General features: G+C 38.3%; 22 protein-coding genes and 1 tRNA gene. 15 read left to right on the top strand and 8 right to left on the bottom strand.

Annotated features, from left to right (window positions below):
* The first annotated feature begins 21 nt into the window (after window positions 1-21).
* A complete protein-coding gene (locus NQ782_RS06395) occupies window positions 22-378 on the top strand; it encodes a hypothetical protein (protein WP_086231078.1) in 357 nt (118 codons plus the stop codon).
* Between the two features lie 44 nt (window positions 379-422).
* Window positions 423-1304 carry a hypothetical protein gene (locus NQ782_RS06390; protein WP_057093198.1) on the top strand — a complete coding sequence of 294 codons (882 nt, stop codon included), beginning with the start codon at window positions 423-425 and terminating at the stop codon, window positions 1302-1304.
* 63 nt (window positions 1305-1367) lie between these two features.
* On the opposite strand, the gene NQ782_RS06385 is transcribed toward NQ782_RS06390, so the two are convergent.
* Both NQ782_RS06385 and NQ782_RS06380 read right to left on the bottom strand, forming a co-directional pair.
* A complete protein-coding gene (locus tag NQ782_RS06385) occupies window positions 1368-1586 on the bottom strand; it encodes a DUF6500 family protein (RefSeq protein WP_017815887.1) in 219 nt (72 codons plus the stop codon).
* A gap of 27 nt (window positions 1587-1613) precedes the next feature.
* The gene (locus NQ782_RS06380) at window positions 1614-1949 is read right to left on the bottom strand and encodes a helix-turn-helix domain-containing protein (RefSeq protein WP_000128772.1); all 336 of its coding nucleotides are present in this window, start codon (window positions 1947-1949) and stop codon (window positions 1614-1616) included.
* Between the two features lie 117 nt (window positions 1950-2066).
* On the opposite strand from NQ782_RS06380, the gene NQ782_RS06375 reads away from it, so the two are divergent.
* The 3 genes from NQ782_RS06375 (at window position 2067) to NQ782_RS06365 (ending at window position 4022) form a co-directional block, all read left to right on the top strand.
* Window positions 2067-2624, top strand: a complete 558-nt coding sequence (locus NQ782_RS06375) for an NAD(P)H-dependent oxidoreductase (RefSeq protein WP_000753350.1) — start codon at window positions 2067-2069, stop codon at window positions 2622-2624.
* 143 nt (window positions 2625-2767) lie between these two features.
* Window positions 2768-3547: a hypothetical protein gene (locus NQ782_RS06370; RefSeq protein WP_086231079.1), complete on the top strand. Its 780-nt coding sequence runs from the start codon at window positions 2768-2770 to the stop codon at window positions 3545-3547.
* A gap of 133 nt (window positions 3548-3680) precedes the next feature.
* Window positions 3681-4022: a DHCW motif cupin fold protein gene (locus NQ782_RS06365; protein ID WP_001017478.1), complete on the top strand. Its 342-nt coding sequence runs from the start codon at window positions 3681-3683 to the stop codon at window positions 4020-4022.
* Window positions 4023-4085: 63 nt separating this feature from the next.
* Here NQ782_RS06365 and NQ782_RS06360 read toward each other — a convergent pair.
* Window positions 4086-4175: transfer RNA gene (locus NQ782_RS06360), tRNA-Ser, on the bottom strand.
* 118 nt (window positions 4176-4293) lie between these two features.
* Here NQ782_RS06360 and NQ782_RS06355 point away from each other — a divergent pair.
* Window positions 4294-6171, top strand: a complete 1878-nt coding sequence (locus NQ782_RS06355; protein WP_001181667.1) for a potassium transporter Kup — start codon at window positions 4294-4296, stop codon at window positions 6169-6171.
* Window positions 6172-6226: 55 nt separating this feature from the next.
* Here NQ782_RS06355 and NQ782_RS06350 read toward each other — a convergent pair whose 3' ends face one another.
* Entirely contained in the window at window positions 6227-6670 is a 444-nt protein-coding gene (locus NQ782_RS06350) for a hypothetical protein (protein ID WP_000581860.1), read from the bottom strand.
* 255 nt (window positions 6671-6925) lie between these two features.
* Between NQ782_RS06350 and NQ782_RS06345 the strand changes: the two genes are divergently transcribed.
* From NQ782_RS06345 to NQ782_RS06335, 3 genes are all read left to right on the top strand, one after another.
* Window positions 6926-8005, top strand: coding sequence for a DNA/RNA non-specific endonuclease (locus tag NQ782_RS06345; protein WP_049068409.1), 1080 nt, complete (start codon window positions 6926-6928; stop codon window positions 8003-8005).
* 96 nt (window positions 8006-8101) lie between these two features.
* Window positions 8102-8701 (top strand): LysE family translocator, encoded by a 600-nt coding sequence (locus NQ782_RS06340; RefSeq protein ID WP_000458293.1) that lies wholly within the window; start codon window positions 8102-8104, stop codon window positions 8699-8701.
* Window positions 8702-8746: 45 nt separating this feature from the next.
* The gene (locus NQ782_RS06335) at window positions 8747-8989 is read left to right on the top strand and encodes a hypothetical protein (protein WP_000476055.1); all 243 of its coding nucleotides are present in this window, start codon (window positions 8747-8749) and stop codon (window positions 8987-8989) included.
* A 178-nt stretch (window positions 8990-9167) separates the two neighbouring features.
* Here the strand turns inward: NQ782_RS06335 and aqpZ are convergent, their stop codons facing one another.
* The gene (gene aqpZ, locus NQ782_RS06330; RefSeq protein WP_001045987.1) at window positions 9168-9857 is read right to left on the bottom strand and encodes an aquaporin Z; all 690 of its coding nucleotides are present in this window, start codon (window positions 9855-9857) and stop codon (window positions 9168-9170) included.
* 132 nt (window positions 9858-9989) lie between these two features.
* Window positions 9990-10994 carry an AraC family transcriptional regulator gene (locus NQ782_RS06325; RefSeq protein WP_057093914.1) on the bottom strand — a complete coding sequence of 335 codons (1005 nt, stop codon included), beginning with the start codon at window positions 10992-10994 and terminating at the stop codon, window positions 9990-9992.
* A 109-nt stretch (window positions 10995-11103) separates the two neighbouring features.
* Here NQ782_RS06325 and NQ782_RS06320 point away from each other — a divergent pair, with 109 nt between their 5' ends.
* Window positions 11104-11742: a hypothetical protein gene (locus NQ782_RS06320; protein ID WP_000911631.1), complete on the top strand. Its 639-nt coding sequence runs from the start codon at window positions 11104-11106 to the stop codon at window positions 11740-11742.
* 41 nt (window positions 11743-11783) lie between these two features.
* On the opposite strand, the gene hisF is transcribed toward NQ782_RS06320, so the two are convergent.
* Window positions 11784-12542 carry an imidazole glycerol phosphate synthase subunit HisF gene (gene hisF / locus NQ782_RS06315; protein ID WP_000880078.1) on the bottom strand — a complete coding sequence of 253 codons (759 nt, stop codon included), beginning with the start codon at window positions 12540-12542 and terminating at the stop codon, window positions 11784-11786.
* A gap of 112 nt (window positions 12543-12654) precedes the next feature.
* On the opposite strand from hisF, the gene NQ782_RS06310 reads away from it, so the two are divergent.
* Genes NQ782_RS06310 through NQ782_RS06300 form a run of 3 tightly spaced genes read left to right on the top strand, consistent with a single transcriptional unit; the run spans window position 12655 to window position 14679 of the window.
* The gene (locus NQ782_RS06310; RefSeq protein WP_000118179.1) at window positions 12655-13605 is read left to right on the top strand and encodes a homoserine kinase; all 951 of its coding nucleotides are present in this window, start codon (window positions 12655-12657) and stop codon (window positions 13603-13605) included.
* A gap of 12 nt (window positions 13606-13617) precedes the next feature.
* A complete protein-coding gene (locus tag NQ782_RS06305) occupies window positions 13618-14247 on the top strand; it encodes a DUF1294 domain-containing protein (protein ID WP_001205595.1) in 630 nt (209 codons plus the stop codon).
* A gap of 36 nt (window positions 14248-14283) precedes the next feature.
* Window positions 14284-14679 (top strand): membrane protein, encoded by a 396-nt coding sequence (locus NQ782_RS06300; RefSeq protein ID WP_001088855.1) that lies wholly within the window; start codon window positions 14284-14286, stop codon window positions 14677-14679.
* Window positions 14680-14711: 32 nt separating this feature from the next.
* On the opposite strand, the gene NQ782_RS06295 is transcribed toward NQ782_RS06300, so the two are convergent.
* Window positions 14712-15614 (bottom strand): DMT family transporter, encoded by a 903-nt coding sequence (locus tag NQ782_RS06295; RefSeq protein ID WP_000075494.1) that lies wholly within the window; start codon window positions 15612-15614, stop codon window positions 14712-14714.
* Window positions 15615-15712: 98 nt separating this feature from the next.
* On the opposite strand from NQ782_RS06295, the gene NQ782_RS06290 reads away from it, so the two are divergent.
* A complete protein-coding gene (locus NQ782_RS06290) occupies window positions 15713-16264 on the top strand; it encodes a helix-turn-helix domain-containing protein (protein WP_000083593.1) in 552 nt (183 codons plus the stop codon).
* A gap of 204 nt (window positions 16265-16468) precedes the next feature.
* Entirely contained in the window at window positions 16469-18160 is a 1692-nt protein-coding gene (locus tag NQ782_RS06285; protein ID WP_249476893.1) for an ABC transporter ATP-binding protein, read from the top strand.
* Window positions 18161-18162 lie beyond the last annotated feature (2 nt).

Raw genomic sequence — 18162 nt, 5'->3', positions numbered from 1 at the left:
CTTTAAAAAGGAAAGTTTCTAATGAAGCATAAATTAATAATTATTTTTTCAATTATTTTTGTACTTATAGGTTGTGGGAAGAAATATAAAATTTCTCCTGAGAGTTTACCTGTTGCTCATATTAATCAAGAATACCAACAAATTATTAAGATTTCTGGAGGAAAAGTTATAGATAAATACGCTGAATTAGAAACGAATATTCCAGAAAATCTAGGCATTACCGTTAAGCCTGTTGATGACTTGGATGGATATAATGCTATACAAATCAAAGGTGTTCCAAAGTACAAAGGAAAATATACTATCCATATACGAGCTGACTTCTATGCAGGTGGTGATGCTGAAATTGACAAGACATATAGCTTTATTGTCCAAGATTAAAAATTATCGCAGAGTCGGGAAATAGCAAAGTAGAGAAGTTAGTAATGACGGTAAAATTTAGACAATATTTCTTAATTTTAATTTTTGGATTATTACTTTCCGCTTGTCAGCCAGCCGCAAAACATAATGAAAGTTTAGATTCCCATCAGCAAGCCTACACTTTGCATATGGGTGAAAAAGGTATTCAAGATTTTTCAAAATATAGTGATGGCAGTGTCGATAATCATCCAGCTGGCGTTAGCTTTAGAGAACTTCAATTTTCTCCTCCTAACTTAGGAAAATTAACTATAGAGAATGGTTCTAACACTTTATCGATTGAGCATGTTTTCTCTGTATTAGGAACTCAATATGATAAAAATGAAGGGATCCAAGTTTTAGATATTGATGCTGGCCTCACAAAAGAAGAATTTGCTACCCCAGAGCAGGTTTATCAAAGCTATGTAGCTTTAATGAAACGTATTAATCAGGCTGGTTGGAAAAACTATTTCTTTACAGATGCTCCGCGTATCGCTAAAGAAGATAATATTAAGCATCTATCGAAAAGTCGTGATGTCATTGACCCGAGTTATATTTTTAGCTTTGAGGAGTGGAAAAATATAATAAACAACAGCCCGACAAAATCATTGGGTTATAGGTTGTATGCTAATGGGGTTATTTTAGATATCAGTTTAAAAAGAACAGCTAAGAATGAGCGGAATGAAGAACAATATATGCTTAGATTTAGCTTTCAGAGTGTTCGATACAATGAAAGAGACTCAATTCCTGACTCTGATAAAATGACACCTAGTGAATTCAAGCAAGCATTTAAAAAGAGACTAATTGAAAATAAAAAATATCGGGAAAAGGAAGAGAGAAAAGCTAAGGCTGAGGGCTATCATATCGATGAAGAATATACAGATCCTGATGTTTGGTCATATGTTAAATAGAAGTTTTTAAAATAAAAAAAGGCTTAATTTACTTAAATTTAAGCCTTTTAAATAATTCTATTTTTAGCTTTCACTCAAAACCAATTGTTTAATCTTCACAGCTTTCTCGAAGTGATCTAGCTTATGCTCCATAATCCACCAATGGGCTGCTTCCATCAGTAACTCAGGGTTATCATTCTTATTTTTAAAAAAAGCATAAAAAGATAGACCAACATTGTCTCCCTTCTTTTCAATTTTCTCGTCGCATCCCTTAATAAAAATTTCTCTTAATTCATGTCTCATATTGAGTATCACTTTCAGTCTATAAAACTAAGAATTCATATTCCGCTCGCCCCATTGGCACATCATATCTAACAACGGAATTAAAGACTGTCCTCTTTCCGAAAGACGGTACTCAACCTTCGGGGGAATTTGGGGATATTCCTTGCGAATAATAAGTTCGTCTCTTTCTAACTCTTTAAGTGTATTGCTCAGCGTTCTAAATGAAATATTGCCAATACAGCGTTGCAACTCATTAAAACGCATAACGGTTTTTCCATACAGCCAATACATGATGATCATCTTATATTTGCCATTGATTAAAGAAAGGGTATAGCCAAATCCTGTTTCTTCTAATGGCGTATTTGATGGAAGGCAGTCAGTCATTTTTTAAAATCTACACTATCTTTTAGTATAGTATATAACAAAAATTACCGTACTTATATTTAGGAAAGCACACTTCTATAATCGATTTATCTACTTTTCGATAAGAGTGTTTTTATAATGAAAAAGACATTAGTGATCGTTGCGCATCCTCACATAGACCAGTCTGTAATTAATAAAAGATGGGTGGAGGAATTAGAAAAACACCCAGACCAATTTACGGTTCACCAAATTTATCAAGCCTACCCAGATGGCGTAATTGACGTTGCCAAAGAGCAAGCGCTTGTAGAAGAACACGAAAATTTAGTCTTTCAATTTCCAGTGTATTGGTTTAACTGTCCGCCGCTTTTGAAACAATGGCTTGATGAAGTTTTGGCGTATGGTTGGGCTTATGGTTCAACAGGTGACAAACTTAAAAATAAAAAATTTATGCTGGCAGTGTCTGCGGGTGCTCAAGAAAAAGTTTATTCAGAGCAAGGCGAATATAAGCTTTCGTTAGAACAGATTTTTAGTTCTTTTGAACTCACCGCTTTATATGTTGGGGCAGTCTATCAACCGCTTTACGCATTTTATGGTTTAGACACAAACCCTTCACCAGATGATGCTATTCCAACTCACCAAGAAATAGATAACAGTGCCGTTCAGTATGTTCAGAAATTATTAGCATTGTCTGAGTAATTTTTAAAAGAGAGACCTAAGCGTGAGAGTTTGGGTCTTTTATATAGAAGATTTTTTAAAAAATTACATTAAGGTTTTAAGTTAAATATACAGTTTATTTATGATATAAATGTTCGTTAAATATAGATTAAATTTAAAAAATTATGACCGTTTTTCGCATTAAAGAAAAAGAAAATTCTTTTATAACTGAAGATGCTCATGAATTAATATGCTACGCAACAATCAGTGAAATAAACTCATGGAACGATGTTGCTAAATTATATTCAGAAATTAAGCAGAAACATTTCCCTAAAAAAGTATTATTACTTTTAGAAGATATAGGACAGTGCGAATACACGTCCATGCATGCTTCAATGGGAGAGGGGTTTTATTTTGATACCACAGAATTCGTTGAAGATGACAGTGCAGCAAGTTGGGAAAATACTCGACCTTTAGAGCTTCAATATCATATTGAACAATTATTAAAGCCAGAAAATTATTTAAACTTTAATAACTTGCCAAAAAAACTTAACTATAGCGATGAAGATCAGGCAACTCTGCTACAGATCAATGCTGAACCAGAAAAAATTTTAGATGAAGTTATTCAAGTAAAGTTAGTCAATATTCAAACTGAAACTCAAAAATTTGCAGCATGCCTCAATGGTTACTTTACTTGTGATTTGAACCCTTTTGAGTCTTTTAGCTTGATTGAGCATTTAGATCAAAACTATGGCTTAGAGTATGTGGGTTTAGGGGCAAGCTTATTATTCTTTATTAAAACATCAAAATTTAATGCAAATAAAACTCCTCAATTGCTTAATGAGTTGAGCAACTTTTATCAATTCAACCAAACAACGCATAACCAGCTAGAACAACATTTATCTAATCATGAATATCTTATTTTGCCTTATGTAGAGTCATTAGAAGTTTTTGATCTGGATTAAGGCTGATTAGAGAAATCTAATGAGTTTCTTTCTTAGTTGGGCGTTGGCTTTAAGAGATAATATTTTTAAAGTGTTTGCAAAAACCAATTTTGTCTATAAGTTGAAAACACAATAATACGTCTTTGGGAAAACTATGAATATCGCGCCTTTTCCATTTCAAATTACAAATTGGGAAGAAATAGAAGTCACTGAATATAGCGGTGAAACTGGAAAAGCTTATTGGAAAACTCAATTTTTTGGTGAAGAAGGAAATAAAATAAGAGTAAGGCTTGTAGAGTACTCTGCAAATTACTTAGCAGACCATTGGTGTGAAAAAGGGCACATATTATTTTGCCTAGAAGGTGAGTTAGAAAGTAGATTGAAAGATGGACGAACATTTACTTTAACTTCAGGTATGAGTTATCAAGTCGGAGACAATTCAGAGCCACATCAGTCTTTTAGCTTAAATGGTGCGAAGTTACTTATCGTTGATTAAGTTGATTTTATTTAAGTTAAATAAAAAGACCTAAATCAAAACGATTTAGGTCTTTTAAAATTCTGGCGGTGAGAGAGGGATTCGAACCCTCGATACGCGTAAACGTATACACACTTTCCAGGCGTGCTCCTTCAGCCACTCGGACACCTCACCAAGGCGTGCGATAGTAACTAAAAAAACGAGTCCTGCCAAGATTTAAGACGAGCTTTACAGAAAAAAAATAATAGAGGTGATAAGATTGCGCTAAAAATCATATTGGTTTAATTACACAATGCAAAATACGGCCAAAAAAGCGACCTTGCCTGCCACGGCTTTGGCAGCTCTTGGAGTGGTCTTTGGAGACATCGGAACAAGTCCGCTCTATGCCTTGAAAGAGTCCTTCCATGCAGCGCATGGGTTGGGAATTCAGCCTGAAAACGTATTAGGAATTTTATCCATTATTTTTTGGTGCTTAATGCTGATTATTAGCATCAAGTATGTCGCAATCGTGATGCGTGCAGACAACAATGGTGAAGGCGGCATTATGGCCTTACTCGCGTTGAATTTGCGTAAAGCGAAAATTGCCGACAACAAAAAAATCTACATGATTGCGATAGGCTTTATAGGGGCATCACTGTTCTTTGGTGACGGTATTATTACCCCAGCCATTTCGGTATTGTCTGCGGTCGAAGGGTTGTCTATTGCAACCGATGTGTTTGACCCGTTCATTATGCCTATTGCAATTGCCATTATCGTCACGCTGTTTTTGGTGCAAAAGCACGGTACGGCGTTTGTAGGTAAGTTTTTTGGTCCAATTACGCTTGTGTGGTTCTTATCTTTAGGAATCTTGGGTATTCACAGTGTCATCCAAACACCTGTGGTACTAGGCATGTTTAGTCCGCATTGGGCGATCCAGTTTATCTATCACCATCCGATCATGACATTTTTTGTGATGGGTGCTGTGGTGTTAACTGTGACTGGTGGTGAAGCGCTATATGCCGATATGGGACATTTCGGACCAGTTCCGATTCGTCTGGCGTGGTTCTTTGTGGTATTGCCATGCTTGGTTTTAAACTACGCAGGACAGGGCGCATTATTACTCAGAGACCCAGCGGCAATTGAAAACCCGTTTTATTTACTGGTGCCGCAGTGGGCCTTATACCCAATGATTATTATGGCAACCATGGCAACAGTCATTGCCTCTCAAGCTGTAATTTCAGGGGTGTTTTCTCTTGCGCGCCAAGCGATTCAATTGGGTTATTTACCGCGTTTAAGTATTAAACATACGTCTGAGTCCGAAGAAGGTCAGATTTATGTACCTTTCTTAAACTGGTTACTTTTAATCGCAATTATTATCTTAATTTTAATCTTCAAAACCAGCTCGAACTTGGCAAGTGCATACGGTTTGGCCGTAACTTTGACCATGCTCTGTGACACGATTTTGGTTGCTGTATTTATCTACTCGGCTTGGAAGTGGAGCCTGCCAAAAGTGCTTCTTCTGATTATTCCGTTCTTTATTTTAGAGTCGGTATTGGTCGGTGCAACTTCGCTTAAAATCTTGTCTGGCGGTTGGGTGCCATTATTGATTGGTGCGATTGCAGTGACCATTTTAATGACATGGAAACGTGGCCGTGAACTTACTTTTGCTAAGCTTGAACACGATACTTTGTCACTCGATTTGTTTGTAAAAAGTATTGGTAATAGTGTGCACTGGGTGCCGGGCGATGCTGTATTTATGACAGGTACGCCAAATGTTGTGCCACATGCCATGCTGCATAATATTAAGCACAATAAGGTACTGCATCAGCGTAATATCTTGGTCACTGTAGTGATTGAAGATGTACCGTTTGTTGCACCTGAAGAGCGTATTACGACAGAAACCTTAGCCGAACATTTCTTCCGTATTAAAATTTTCTACGGCTTTAAAGATGAAATGAATGTACCGAAAGCATTGATGCAAGCCTATGAACAATTAGGCCTTGAATATGACTTGATGCATATCAGCTTCTTTATTTCGCGTGATCGTATTGTTCACTCTGTGGGTGACGGCATGTCGCCATGGAGAGAAAAGCTGTTTATTTCAATGCAGCGTAATACTAGTCCGGTGAGTGACTTCTATCAAATTCCAACTAACCGCGTTGTTGAATTAGGTAGTCAAATCGAAATATAAAATTTGATGTAATAAAAAAACCAAGACATATGTCTTGGTTTTTTTATGGCTCGGATTATTGAGCTTGTGGCATAGGTGCATCTGCTGGTAACGCCCCATCTTTTGCCATTGGGTCTGCTGACTGGTTCGGGTTAGCAGCTGGCGGTGGAGTGTTCGGATCTTGTGGCGCTGGAGCCGCTTGATTCGGTGCAGGTGGCACTGCATCAGTAGGTGCAGCTGGAGGAGCCATTTCACCGCCCGCTGGAGGTGCTGGTGGAACATCTGCCGGAATAGGAGCACCGGTAGGCGCTGCGCTTGTTGGTGCAGCAGAAACTTGCTGTACTTGTCCGCTATTGACCAAATCGCTAATAGAACCTGGTTGGCCGTTGACGGTTGTAGTCACTTTTACTTTAGATAAGCTTTCTAAAGTATCACCTGGCTGGACTGCTGGTTCAGCCAAAGCAGCCATACTACACAATCCTGTGATTACGCCAATACCAATAATCTTTGAATGGATCATTAAATGGACTCCGATTATATTTTTATCCAAATTTGTGGAGCTAACCATGTCATAAGCTATAAGTGCATTTCAACGAAAGATACGCAATTGGCGTAATTCAATAGCCAAAGGCACTCATAATGCCAACAGACTGTTACGTAAAACCGATTAGAGTTACAAAAAAGATGACCACGTTTTAACCATTTGAAAGATAAGCGATATACTTAAAAAAGCAGGATTGTTAAGCTGCGTGTGGATAGTGGTATTGATAGAAACATGGCAAGTAAAAAACGTAGTAAAGGTACAAATTCATTTTCTCTAAGTGAGCATTTTGGCAAGATTATTCTTGCTTGTATTGCAGCCGGAAGCTTTGCAATTGCTTTCGGCAGTGAAAAGATTTCGCAGTGGTTTTCGCCTTTAAGTACTAACTCGACTTGTCTTAACCAGTTTTATCGTGAAGTTCCGCCTGCGTTAAATAAAGAAAGCTTAAAAAAAGACAGCTATCCGCTGTGCTTTAACGGTTTTAATGTCCTCTATTCTGGCATTTCTAAAACACCATTATGGTCGGCCGAGCATTTAGATGCAGAACGTTTGAGTACCAAAATTAAACGTGAAGATAACTTTCATGAAGAAACGCGTGTTCCTCAAAAGCACCGGGCACTTTTAAGTGACTACCGTGGTTCAGGGTATGACCGTGGTCATATGGCACCGAATGGCGATATGCCAAATAAAGAATCACAGTCTGATAGTTTCTCGCTCAGCAACATGGTGCCGCAAGCACCTAAAAATAACCAAGAAGTCTGGCGTAAACTTGAAGAAGCAACCCGTGCTATTGTCACCAAGCAAAAACAAGATGTATATGTCGTGACAGGACCTGTTTTTGAGGGTAAACGTCTCAAAACGATTGGGCAGGGTGTGATTGTACCTACCGCAGTTTATAAAGCGGTGTATATGCCAAAAACTGGCGCTATTGGGGCTTACTACGCACCTAACAATAACTCGCAGCAAGTGAAGGTAGTGAGTGTTTGTTATATAGAAGAAAAGCTTGGTATTAACTTATTTCCACAGCTTACAGAACAGCAAAAACGTAACGTTTATCGCTTACCGTTAACTGCTAGCCAAGTTAAACCTAACCAAAAGCTCGACTATTTGCATTGGGATGGTGAAAGCCAGTGCGAACAAGACCTAAGCGCAGAACAAATTCAAGCGTTACAAGATCAGTTTAAAAAGCAAAAAACTGGTTCTTCTGAACCGATGGAAGCAAAAGTTCCAAGTATTGATGAAGAAACTAGAAATGCCATTGTGAAACAATTGGTTGAAGCCTTGGTGAACTATTTCTTGCAGATAATGAAATAAGACGCTTCTAGCACTGTTGTGAAGCCTGAATCGATACAATAAGATGAACAGACAGATCTGTCTGTTCATCTATTTATTCGAATAAGGATAATAATAATGTTTGCCTCGATGTTTCTTTTTTCTTTTGCAATGTCGATTACACCCGGACCCGTCAATACAGTCATTTTATCGACCAGTTTAAATCATGGTTTAAAAAGATCACTTCCCTATATTTCAGGTGCCACCATTGGCTTTACCTTACTTTTGATTTTTATGGCCTTTGGTCTTCAAAGTGTATTAACTCAGTTTCCAGTTGTCTTAAAAATTCTTGCAGTTTGTGGAACGCTCTTTGTTTGCTATATCGGCATAAAAATTATTCTTTCTGCTGCCAATATTTCAATTTCAAGTGCACCTGTAGGGCACATGCTTATTCCCAATTTTAAAGATGGTTTCTTATTACAGTGGCTTAACCCAAAAGCGTGGTTGGCTTGTGTGTCGGGTATTACCATGTTTACTAGCATTGAAAACCCGCAGTCGTTGCCGATCTTTATTATTATTTATTTCTTCACATGCTATGCATGCTTGTTCTTTTGGGGATTATGTGGTGATAAATTTTCAGTGGTACTGAATCAGGGCAACCGTTTGAAATATTTTAATATCCTAATGGGCGCTTTCTTAATTTTGTCGGCACTTTTAATTTTGATTGATTTTTTTTAAATTGGTCGTATTACACTGTGAAGATATAACAACGAGACAACAGCTATGTTTAAGCCATTTGAAAAGGGTACTGAGTCTTCTTCAATTGAAGATTTAACATTAGAAAATGATGTCGATTGCGTGAGTATTTATGGCAATTTGCAAATCACTAAAGACAAAGTCGGGTTAGAGCAGGCAAAGGCATTGCAGAGTTTTTTAAATGATGTAGTTGCAGCTTTGGAAAAAGAAGAATTGCCTGAGAAAATTGAACGTCCAGCTGAACAAGAAATTAATAATCCGTTTTTGTAATAAATATATTTTACTCAATTTGCTATCGCGACGGCGGCACGGATGCCGCCTGTTTCACTGCGTTACATGGAAGTAACGTCAGTGAAACGAATGAGTTTTGTCACTTTTGCTCACTCAAAAGTGAGGCATTACCTATACAACTACAACTTGAGTGACCGTGGTATTTGCGGTTGTGCAGTTAATCCTTATCCCCAGCAACTACCTTATAAATAATTGCCCCAATCACAGCCCCTAAAATCGGTGCTACCCAGAACAACCACAACTGACTTAAAGCAGCCGTTTCAGCAAAGAACGCAACACCTGTACTACGTGCAGGGTTTACCGAAGTGTTCGTAACCGGAATACTGATTAAGTGAATGAGTGTTAAGCCTAAACCAATCGCGATAGGAGCGAAGCCAGCAGGTGCACGGCGGTCAGTTGCCCCTAAAATAATGATTAAGAAGAAAGCGGTAAGAACCACTTCAATAATGAAAGCAGAACCTAAACCAAATTTATTTGGTGATAAGTCACCAAAACCATTGGTCGCAAAACCGCCAACACCACTAAAGCCTGCTTGGCCTTGAGCAATAATATAAAGAACAAATGCAGCAGCAGTCGCACCAACCACTTGCGCAACAATATACGGAATTAAATCTTTAACATCGAAGCGGCCACCGACCCAAAGGCCAACACTTACCGCGGGATTGAAATGTCCACCTGAGATATGCCCTAGAGCATAAGCACCTGTGAGTACGGTTAAACCAAAGGCAAGGGCTACACCTGCAAAGCCAATACCAAGTTCAGGGAAAGCTGCGGCTAAAACTGCGCTACCACAACCACCAAAGACTAGCCAAAACGTACCTAGGAATTCAGCAAAATATTTATTCATTGTGATTACTCATCTATTGATCTATTTTTTAATTAATGTGAAATACGTCACAAAAAATTAAGCATGTGACTATATGAAATTTTTGTTTTCAGTGTTGTTTTAATCAAGAAAAGATTTGTAAGTTTTGGTTGGTTATTCTTTGTTTAAAAAATGATCTCTCCATTGTTGTGGGGTTTGCTTGGTCCAATGTTTAAATGCTCTTTGGAAGGCACTTTGTTCTGAATAACAAAGTAAAAGCGCAATCTCTTGTAGGCTTAAATGCGGGTCTTTTAAATATTCGGTTGCCAGCATAAAGCGTACTTGTTGAACGCGCTCTTGAAAGGTGGTGCTTTGTTGTTGTAAGTGCCTTTGGAGCTGTCGAACCGATAGGCCTAATTGAGCTGCAATATGTTCAATTTGATATTGATTCTTTTGCAGACCAGTCAAAATTGAATGCTGTAAACGCTGATCGAGTTGGGTTGAATTGGGTAACTGTTCTAAAAGTGCTTGAGCCTGCTGAACTAATAGCTGCTGTAAGGTGTGGTCTGCACTACTAAGCGGTTTATGAATTTCGGTAATGGGTATAAGTAACTCTGTACGGGGCTGGCTAAAACGAACGGGACATTGAAAGTACTGCTCGTAAACTCTGATATTTTTAGGGGCAGCATTTAAGAAACGTACTTCATGTAACTGCACATCTTCATGAGACATAAAAAGACGTAAGAATTGAATCACCAAGGCAATTGCGATTTCATCGGTAAGCTGGGTAGGGTGTAGCTCAGTCGCTTCCCAGCGAATAGAACCATATCTCCCTTGTAGCTCAACCACTAATGGGCTCCCGTCATAAATTAGACGGTGAAAGTCATGGTAACGAATTAAGGCTTCACCTAAGTTATCGCAAGAGAGAGCAAGGTAGGCAATAATGCCTAAATGTTTGGGTTGTACATATTTGGCAATTTCTAGCCCTAAACCCGGCTTAGGATCCAGTTTATAAATAACTTCTAATAGGTCGCGCCAAACCACATAGTCAAAGCGTTCCAGATTTTGGATTTGTTCTAATTGTTCTGGAATAGCTAACTCATTGGCTTCGCAATAAGCTTTTAACAGATGCCCCAGTCCTCCATATACCGAGCCTGTATAATTTTTTAGTTGTGGCATCCCTAACCACCTCTTTCTTGTCGTGATTTGTCAATGAAACCATAAATTCTGGTCAATACCTAGCATAACGAATTTTATATGCTGAATAAAAAGAAAAAGGAGTAAAGCGATGTTAAAAGGGTTTATTGCCGGAATTGCAGTTGCCAATGCATTTGAATGGGTGGCACACAAATATATTTTGCATGGTGTACACCGTGCCGGACAACCGCGCTATAGCCCAGTGCCGAAAAGTATGGAGTCGCATTGGGCGCATCATCGCGAAGTCCGTAAACAACAGTTTCATGATGATTGTTATGTTGAGGGCGTTGGAAACTGGCGAACCAAAAATGAGTTAATTTCACTTGCCGTGGTGGCAACCGTTTCAAGTGCAATTTTCTACCCGTTTTCAAAAGGCATGGCACTTGCAGCTTGGTACAGTGCTGGTAATTATTATTATATTCATCGCCGTGCACATTTAGAGCCTGACTGGGCAAAGCGTAAAATTCCGTGGCATTACGACCACCATATGAACTCTAACCAAGATGCCAATTGGTGTGTGACCAAACCTTGGTTTGACTATGTGATGGGAACACGTGTGGTGTCTTCAGCAGACTTAAAAGAACAAAACCCTTTGGGGATACGGTTACCTACTGTGCTTGCTAGGCCACTCTCTCAAGTTGTAGAAAAAATCTTTCCAGCAAAATGGGTCGAGAAAAAAGAACAGCCTAAACTCGTTAGTGATGTAAATGCGATAGAAGGTGCTGCATAAAAAATTAAAGGGGCATCTTGCCCCTTTAAATATAAATAAGCTTACAAGCGCATTTCGATGCCTTGTTCAGCCAAATATTGTTTAGCTTCTGGAATTGTATATTGGCCAAAGTGGAAAATACTCGCTGCCAATACTGCATCGGCACCACCTTGTAAAATACCATCTGCAAGGTGTTGTAAGTTACCTACACCACCTGAAGCAATGGTTGGAATGGTAACGCGGTCATTAATGGCACGCATTAAAGCAATATCGTAACCCGCTTTAGTACCGTCGGCGTCCATACTGGTAATGAGTAGCTCACCGGCACCGTAGTCAGCCATTTTCACAGCCCACTCAATGGCATCAATACCCGTTGGTTTACGGCCACCGTGAGTAAAGATTTCCCATTTATTGTCACCAGTTTTTTTGGCATCGATCGCAACCACAATACATTGTGCGCCAAAATGCTGAGAAGCTTCTTGAACAAATTCAGGGTTAAATACGGCAGCCGAGTTAATACTCACTTTATCTGCACCTGCATTTAATAACGCACGAATATCTTCAACCTTACGTACACCACCACCGACAGTTAATGGCACAAATACAGTCTCGGCCATACGTTCAACAGTACGGTAAGTGGTATCGCGGCCATGATGTGTAGCGGTAATGTCTAAGAAAGTAATTTCGTCTGCACCTTGTTCGTTATAGCGACGTGCCACTTCAACTGGGTCGCCCGCATCACGAATATCGAGGAATTGAACGCCTTTAACTACGCGTCCGTTATCAACGTCTAGGCAAGGAATAATACGTTTAGCAAGCATAGCTTTTTCCAAAAATAATCGCCGTTGGTGAAAGTTCCTACACAGGCGCTACACCTTCATGGAGGGAAGAGGTATTCTATCAAACTTCACAGATGTTTTTTGCAGGTTTTCCATGTCGGTTTATACCCCGTTGAGTTTAGATGAAGTTCGCACCTTTGCTGCACCTTATGGATTAGAGGTGTTGGAGCTGAACCCAATTCAGGGAGGTATTCAAAACACCAATTATTTTCTGGTTGATGTAAACCGCAAACAATATGTACTCACCGTATTTGAAGAGTTAGATGCACAAGGTGCAGGTGAACTTATTCCTGTACTTGAGCAGTTAGGTACTCATGATGTACCCGTTGCCGTGCCATTAAAGCACAGCGGCCAAGCGGTTCACTTTATTGCGGGTAAGCCTGCACAAATTGCACCACGTTTAATGGGACACCATCCCATGCAAACTACAGTAGCCCAAGTTGCTGCAATTGCAGATGCACAGGCGAAGCTACATGTAGCTTTACAAGATTTTCCGCTTGAACGCGAATATCGCCGTGATCATCAATATTGGACAGGTGTTGCAGAGCAGCTTAAACCAAATATGACTCAAGATGACCAAACGTTACTTGAGCAGGTTTATCAAGCCTTTAATGCGAAAACAGCGCAGTATTCAAATCGACCGACAGGTTTTATTCACTCAGATTTGTTCCGTGACAATACTTTGTTTGAAGGCGAGCAACTACAAGGTATTTTAGATTTTTACGAGTTAAATCAAGATGAGTTGCTTTTTGATATTGCGATTACCATTAATGATTTTTGTACCGAATATCCAGCAGCGCATTTAAACTCAGACAAAGTCGACGCTTATTTAGAGGCATACCAAAAAATTCGTGCGCTGACTTCAGATGAACTTGAATGTTTAGATGTATTCTTGGCAATGGCGGCTTGCCGTTTTTGGTCAATGCGTTTACAAGTTGCTCAAAAAAATAAAGAAGAAGGACGTACCGGCGATGACATCTTGCAAAAAGACCCGCAAGAAATGCGAGCAATGATGCAAGACCGTTTAAGCCATGTAAAAGCATAAAAGGGAATAAAGATGCGAGATCAGGGGCGTTTAGTCGAATGGTTCGACGAAAAGGGTTATGGCTTTATTCAGCCGGATGATGCTGAAAAAGAGCGAGTCTTTTTGCATATCAAAGATTTTGCACGCCCCGGACCTCGGCCAATTATTGGTTGTGCACTGGAATATCTGGTAATCCTTGATGAACGAGGCCGTTTTCGTGCTCAGCAGGTCACTTATTTAAAGGCATCTCAAACTCGAAAAGCATCCAAGCCTGCAAAAACACAATCTTCTTTTCAGGCGAGCCCATGGTCTGCTATGCAAATGGGAATTGTGTTTTATTTCGTTTTAATGTGCATTATGAGTTTTATTCATATTTTGCCAGCTTATACCTTATTGTTTGTCTTAATGATGAATGTCTTAAGTTATTGGCTATATTCACAAGATAAAGAAGCAGCGCAATTGGGCAATCGCCGTGTTCCTGAGCAGACTTTGCACATTGTCAGTTTCTTAGGAGGCTGGCCAGCTGCGTGGTGGGCACAACAAAAACTGAGACATAAAACACAAAAACAACCATTTCGTAAGATTTATTTTTGTACCATATTCTTTCATTTACTTTTGATTTTGTGGCTAATTTCTCCTTTAAACGTTTTGCGGGGATCATAAAAGTAAATTGTTTTATTAAACTTGAGAGGTATAAAAATGAATAGTTCTATCGACCAAGATCCAAATCGTACTTTAACACTTATTTTATATGTACTTTATATTGTTGCTATTTTTACGGGCGGCTTACTTGCGATTATTGCTTTAATTATTAATTACGTAAAACGTTCTGATGTACAAGGGTCGATTTTCGCGAGCCACTTTACATGGCAAATCAGAACATTCTGGTGGTATCTCGCTTGGAATATTATTGCCTTTCTGCCGTTTATTTTCTTGTTCTTCACGGGTGAAAATACCGATCTATTTGCAGGCGTTGCGATCTCATCGACTGTGTTCTGTGTGGGTGTTATCGCAGCAGCATGGATCTGGATTGTATATCGTGCAATTCGCGGTTTGATTGCGTTAAATGATAACCGTCCGATGTATCAACCTTAATAAATAAAAAAGAGAGCGTTAAGCTCTCTTTTTTATTCTCGGACTCTTTTGTTTTTCTTAATCGGCAGCTTAATTTTTAACTCACTGACTAAAACACCTAACACCACTAAAGCACCCCCAAAAAGGGCAATAACTGGTAAACGCTCACCTGCAATTCGACCAATAATGCCTGCCCAAACAGGTTCTCCTGCATAGATAATTGCAGCACGCGAAGGGTCAACCACACGTTGAGCCCAGTTCATTACAAATTGAATGAGTGCACTTGCTAAGCCTAATGCAACAGCAATGAGTACTAGAGGCCATGAAAATGCTGGAATTGTATGTTCACCTACTATAGGCATAATGGCAAAAGAAAGTAGAGAGGCGACACCAAGTTGAATAATGGTGACGCGACGCAAATTTACCTTTCCAGCAAAGTAGCTAATAAAAATAATTTCTAAGGCAATCGCAATGGCGCCGAGCACTGTTAAAAGCTGTCCAAAACTCAAAGAAATTTGCTTAAAACCATTACCCGTCAATAAAACAAGGCCAGTAAAAGCAAGAGCTGCTCCCACCCAAGTCATGATATGTGGAGTTTTTCTAAATATGAGCCACATTAAAATAGGAACAAGCGGAACGTAAAGCGCCGTTAAAAAAGCCGACTCACTACTTGGAATGGTTTGCAGGCCGATTGTCTGCGTGCCATAGCCAGCCGCAATCACAAGACCAATTACACTGCCAGCGCCCAAGTCTTTTAATGTAACGCCTTTCATGCTCTTTAATGAAATAAGTAATAGCGTTAAGGCAGCTACGGCAAAACGGCAGCCGACAAAAAACATAGGTGATGAAAAATTCAGTGCGTACTGCACAGTAAGAAATGTTCCACCCCAAATGACCGTAATCAAAATGAGAGCTAATTGAGGAACTTTGCTTGAACTCAGATAAGTTGGTGACATACTCAAACTAAAGGGAATTGTGCAATATACTGCACATATTGCGCTATTCTTCTGTTTTGTGCAATATATTGCTCAAATTTTCTTTATTCATCTATTTTATGAGCCAGTCGAGTAGCGTTTTACAACATGTAGGCACAAATATCCGTTCATTAAGAGATGAGCACAGTTTAAGCCAACAGGACTTGGCTGATCGGGCAGGTGTAAGTAGACGTACCATTGCTGCTTTGGAAACAGGCCAAGTCAACATTAGCTTAGCTAAACTCGATGCGATTGCGGCAGTGTTGGGAGTAGATTTTAGAACAATTGTGAGTGCGCCTGAGCTAAAAGAACATGCCCTAGTAAATGCACTCGCTTGGCAAGGTGAAAAGGAAGAAAGCAAGGCAACTTTTCTTGCTTCAGTTCCTTCCCGTTCTCAAGTTGAACTTTGGACATGGTCTTTGGCTGTTGGGGAGTCTTATGTTGCTGAAGCCGATGCCGAAGGATGGCAAGAACTGATTTATGTGTTAGAAGGCGAATTGACCATACAATTTACAGACAGCTCAAAAACCATAGCGGCTGGTTCATCTTTTATTTTTGCCAGTTCAGTGACTTATACCTATATCAATAGCGGTAGCCAAGTACTTAAATTTATTCGTAATGTGGTGTATTGATTAAAAATTTAATTTTTAAATAAACACCAGATATTTAAAAATAATACAGTTTATAGAAGCTTATATGACAAATATGTTCGGCTTTAGAAATCTATAATTCTAATTTTAAATAAAAAACACGAATAAAAATAAATAAGGAAGTTATGATATTTCTTGTGTAAAAGAATTATTTTTAACTCGTTTTTATAGAAAAAAGATACAGAAATGAAGTTTTTATTAAGTTCGCAAGATATTCAAAACTATAAATTTATATGGAATATTTCTAAAGAAAACTATGTGAAACAAAAGAGTAGTATGCTTCTCATGTTTTTATTAGTGTTGTTTTCAGCATTTTTTACAACATTATTACCTTACTTGCTGAAAATTATTATCGATTATTCTGCACATGAATATAACTTTCTGCTCGATATTCAGTTTCCATTTAATTTCTTATACTTCATCGTACTTGCCTACGCTATAGCATGGTTAGCGAATGAGTTGTGTAACTGGACCAAAAATATTTTTAGCGCTTATTTGATGGTCGATTTCAAAGGAGCATTAATTTTTGCGGGCTTAAAAAATTATTTAAATCTTAAAAAAGAAGAACAAGATCAAATTGAGGCAGGAGCAGTAATTAGTGATCTTACAAGAGGGAGTTCTGCTTTTGGTGAGGTTAACCTCACATTGCTTCTTCATGTGGGGCCAATTATTTTTCAATTGGTTATGATTTTCGCAGTTTTATTCACGACCATTAGTTTACTTTTTAGTATTAGCTTTTTAGTGGTAGCTATTATTATTTTTCTAGTTTCATTTCATATAAATAAAAAAAGTAGTTCACTATTTGATGCTATGTATCAAAAAAATAATCAGGTAAATAGCCATTTGATACATCAGATCTCGAATTCCTATGAAATTAAAGTAAAAAATGCAGTACCGTTTCAATTATCAAAGTTTAATGAAACATTAAATTTGTATATCACTACAGCCAAAGATAGGAATAAGAAAATAGGACTATTGATGATTTCTCAATTATTCATGATCTTCTTATTCTTACTCATGTTTATGTTGTTTACAGTATTTCTCTCCACTGAAAAGCAATTGACCCCTGGTTCTTTTGTATTGATAAGTACCTATATTATTCAACTCACCAATCCGTTTCTGGCGGTTTCCCAAAGTTTGATGCGCTTAAATGGAAATTTTGTTGCTCTAGCAAAATATCGGCAGTACTTTAATTTGAATAAAGAGCAATATACACACTCCACTGTTAAAGATACGGAAATTCTCTACCAATTTATAAATGCTAAATTTTCATTAGGAAAAAGAAACGTAGATCATTTTAATTTAACAATATCAACCAATAAAACGTATGTCGTGATTGGACAAACAGGGCTAGGTAAAACTTCTCTGATGAATTATTTAGTGGGGGTATATCAGATTCAGTCAGGCCAGCTTTTGTATAAAAATATTGATATTAGTCATAATTTTTCTAAACATATTTTTAATGAAGTGGTCTATGTTGCCCAGCAACCTATAATTTTCCCTTATTCTTTAAGAGAGAATCTAGTCTATAACTCTCAACATATATACGAAGACTCTTATTTACTACAGATGCTTGAGCAGTTTAACTTATCGCATATTTTGAAAAAGCATCAGTTAACACTCGATGATGATCTAACTGAAATTTATAAGAATTTTTCAGGAGGAGAAAAACAAAGAATTTGTATTCTTCGAGGTCTTTTAGCTCGTCCACAACTCATCATATTAGATGAACCGACAGCAGCTTTAGATGTAGATACTGCCAAAAATATACTTGAATATATTCAGCAAGTTGTTCCGTCCATAATTATGATTACACATTCACCTTATGCAATGGAGCTTGCAGATGAGGTGATTGATTTAGAAAGATTATTAAACTAAAG

This window comes from Acinetobacter sp. BD54 (genome assembly GCF_044778325.1).
GTDB classification, from domain to species: domain Bacteria; phylum Pseudomonadota; class Gammaproteobacteria; order Pseudomonadales; family Moraxellaceae; genus Acinetobacter; species Acinetobacter baumannii.
Note: the sequence above shows the minus strand (reverse complement) of the source record. Positions and strands in the feature narration are given on the sequence as shown.

Coding starts and splice junctions, on each gene's coding strand:
- NQ782_RS06390 (WP_057093198.1), top strand. CDS start 423: ATGACGGTAAAATTTAGACAATATTTCTTAATTTTAATTTTTGGATTA.
- NQ782_RS06340 (WP_000458293.1), top strand. CDS start 8,102: ATGTTTGCCTCGATGTTTCTTTTTTCTTTTGCAATGTCGATTACACCC.
- NQ782_RS06310 (WP_000118179.1), top strand. CDS start 12,655: ATGTCGGTTTATACCCCGTTGAGTTTAGATGAAGTTCGCACCTTTGCT.
- NQ782_RS06320 (WP_000911631.1), top strand. CDS start 11,104: ATGTTAAAAGGGTTTATTGCCGGAATTGCAGTTGCCAATGCATTTGAA.
- NQ782_RS06370 (WP_086231079.1), top strand. CDS start 2,768: ATGACCGTTTTTCGCATTAAAGAAAAAGAAAATTCTTTTATAACTGAA.
- NQ782_RS06380 (WP_000128772.1), bottom strand. CDS start 1,949: ATGACTGACTGCCTTCCATCAAATACGCCATTAGAAGAAACAGGATTT.
- NQ782_RS06295 (WP_000075494.1), bottom strand. CDS start 15,614: ATGTCACCAACTTATCTGAGTTCAAGCAAAGTTCCTCAATTAGCTCTC.
- NQ782_RS06350 (WP_000581860.1), bottom strand. CDS start 6,670: ATGATCCATTCAAAGATTATTGGTATTGGCGTAATCACAGGATTGTGT.
- NQ782_RS06395 (WP_086231078.1), top strand. CDS start 22: ATGAAGCATAAATTAATAATTATTTTTTCAATTATTTTTGTACTTATA.
- NQ782_RS06375 (WP_000753350.1), top strand. CDS start 2,067: ATGAAAAAGACATTAGTGATCGTTGCGCATCCTCACATAGACCAGTCT.
- NQ782_RS06345 (WP_049068409.1), top strand. CDS start 6,926: ATGGCAAGTAAAAAACGTAGTAAAGGTACAAATTCATTTTCTCTAAGT.
- NQ782_RS06385 (WP_017815887.1), bottom strand. CDS start 1,586: ATGAGACATGAATTAAGAGAAATTTTTATTAAGGGATGCGACGAGAAA.
- aqpZ (WP_001045987.1), bottom strand. CDS start 9,857: ATGAATAAATATTTTGCTGAATTCCTAGGTACGTTTTGGCTAGTCTTT.
- NQ782_RS06325 (WP_057093914.1), bottom strand. CDS start 10,994: ATGCCACAACTAAAAAATTATACAGGCTCGGTATATGGAGGACTGGGG.
- NQ782_RS06365 (WP_001017478.1), top strand. CDS start 3,681: ATGAATATCGCGCCTTTTCCATTTCAAATTACAAATTGGGAAGAAATA.
- NQ782_RS06290 (WP_000083593.1), top strand. CDS start 15,713: ATGAGCCAGTCGAGTAGCGTTTTACAACATGTAGGCACAAATATCCGT.
- NQ782_RS06285 (WP_249476893.1), top strand. CDS start 16,469: ATGAAGTTTTTATTAAGTTCGCAAGATATTCAAAACTATAAATTTATA.
- hisF (WP_000880078.1), bottom strand. CDS start 12,542: ATGCTTGCTAAACGTATTATTCCTTGCCTAGACGTTGATAACGGACGC.
- NQ782_RS06300 (WP_001088855.1), top strand. CDS start 14,284: ATGAATAGTTCTATCGACCAAGATCCAAATCGTACTTTAACACTTATT.
- NQ782_RS06355 (WP_001181667.1), top strand. CDS start 4,294: ATGCAAAATACGGCCAAAAAAGCGACCTTGCCTGCCACGGCTTTGGCA.
- NQ782_RS06335 (WP_000476055.1), top strand. CDS start 8,747: ATGTTTAAGCCATTTGAAAAGGGTACTGAGTCTTCTTCAATTGAAGAT.
- NQ782_RS06305 (WP_001205595.1), top strand. CDS start 13,618: ATGCGAGATCAGGGGCGTTTAGTCGAATGGTTCGACGAAAAGGGTTAT.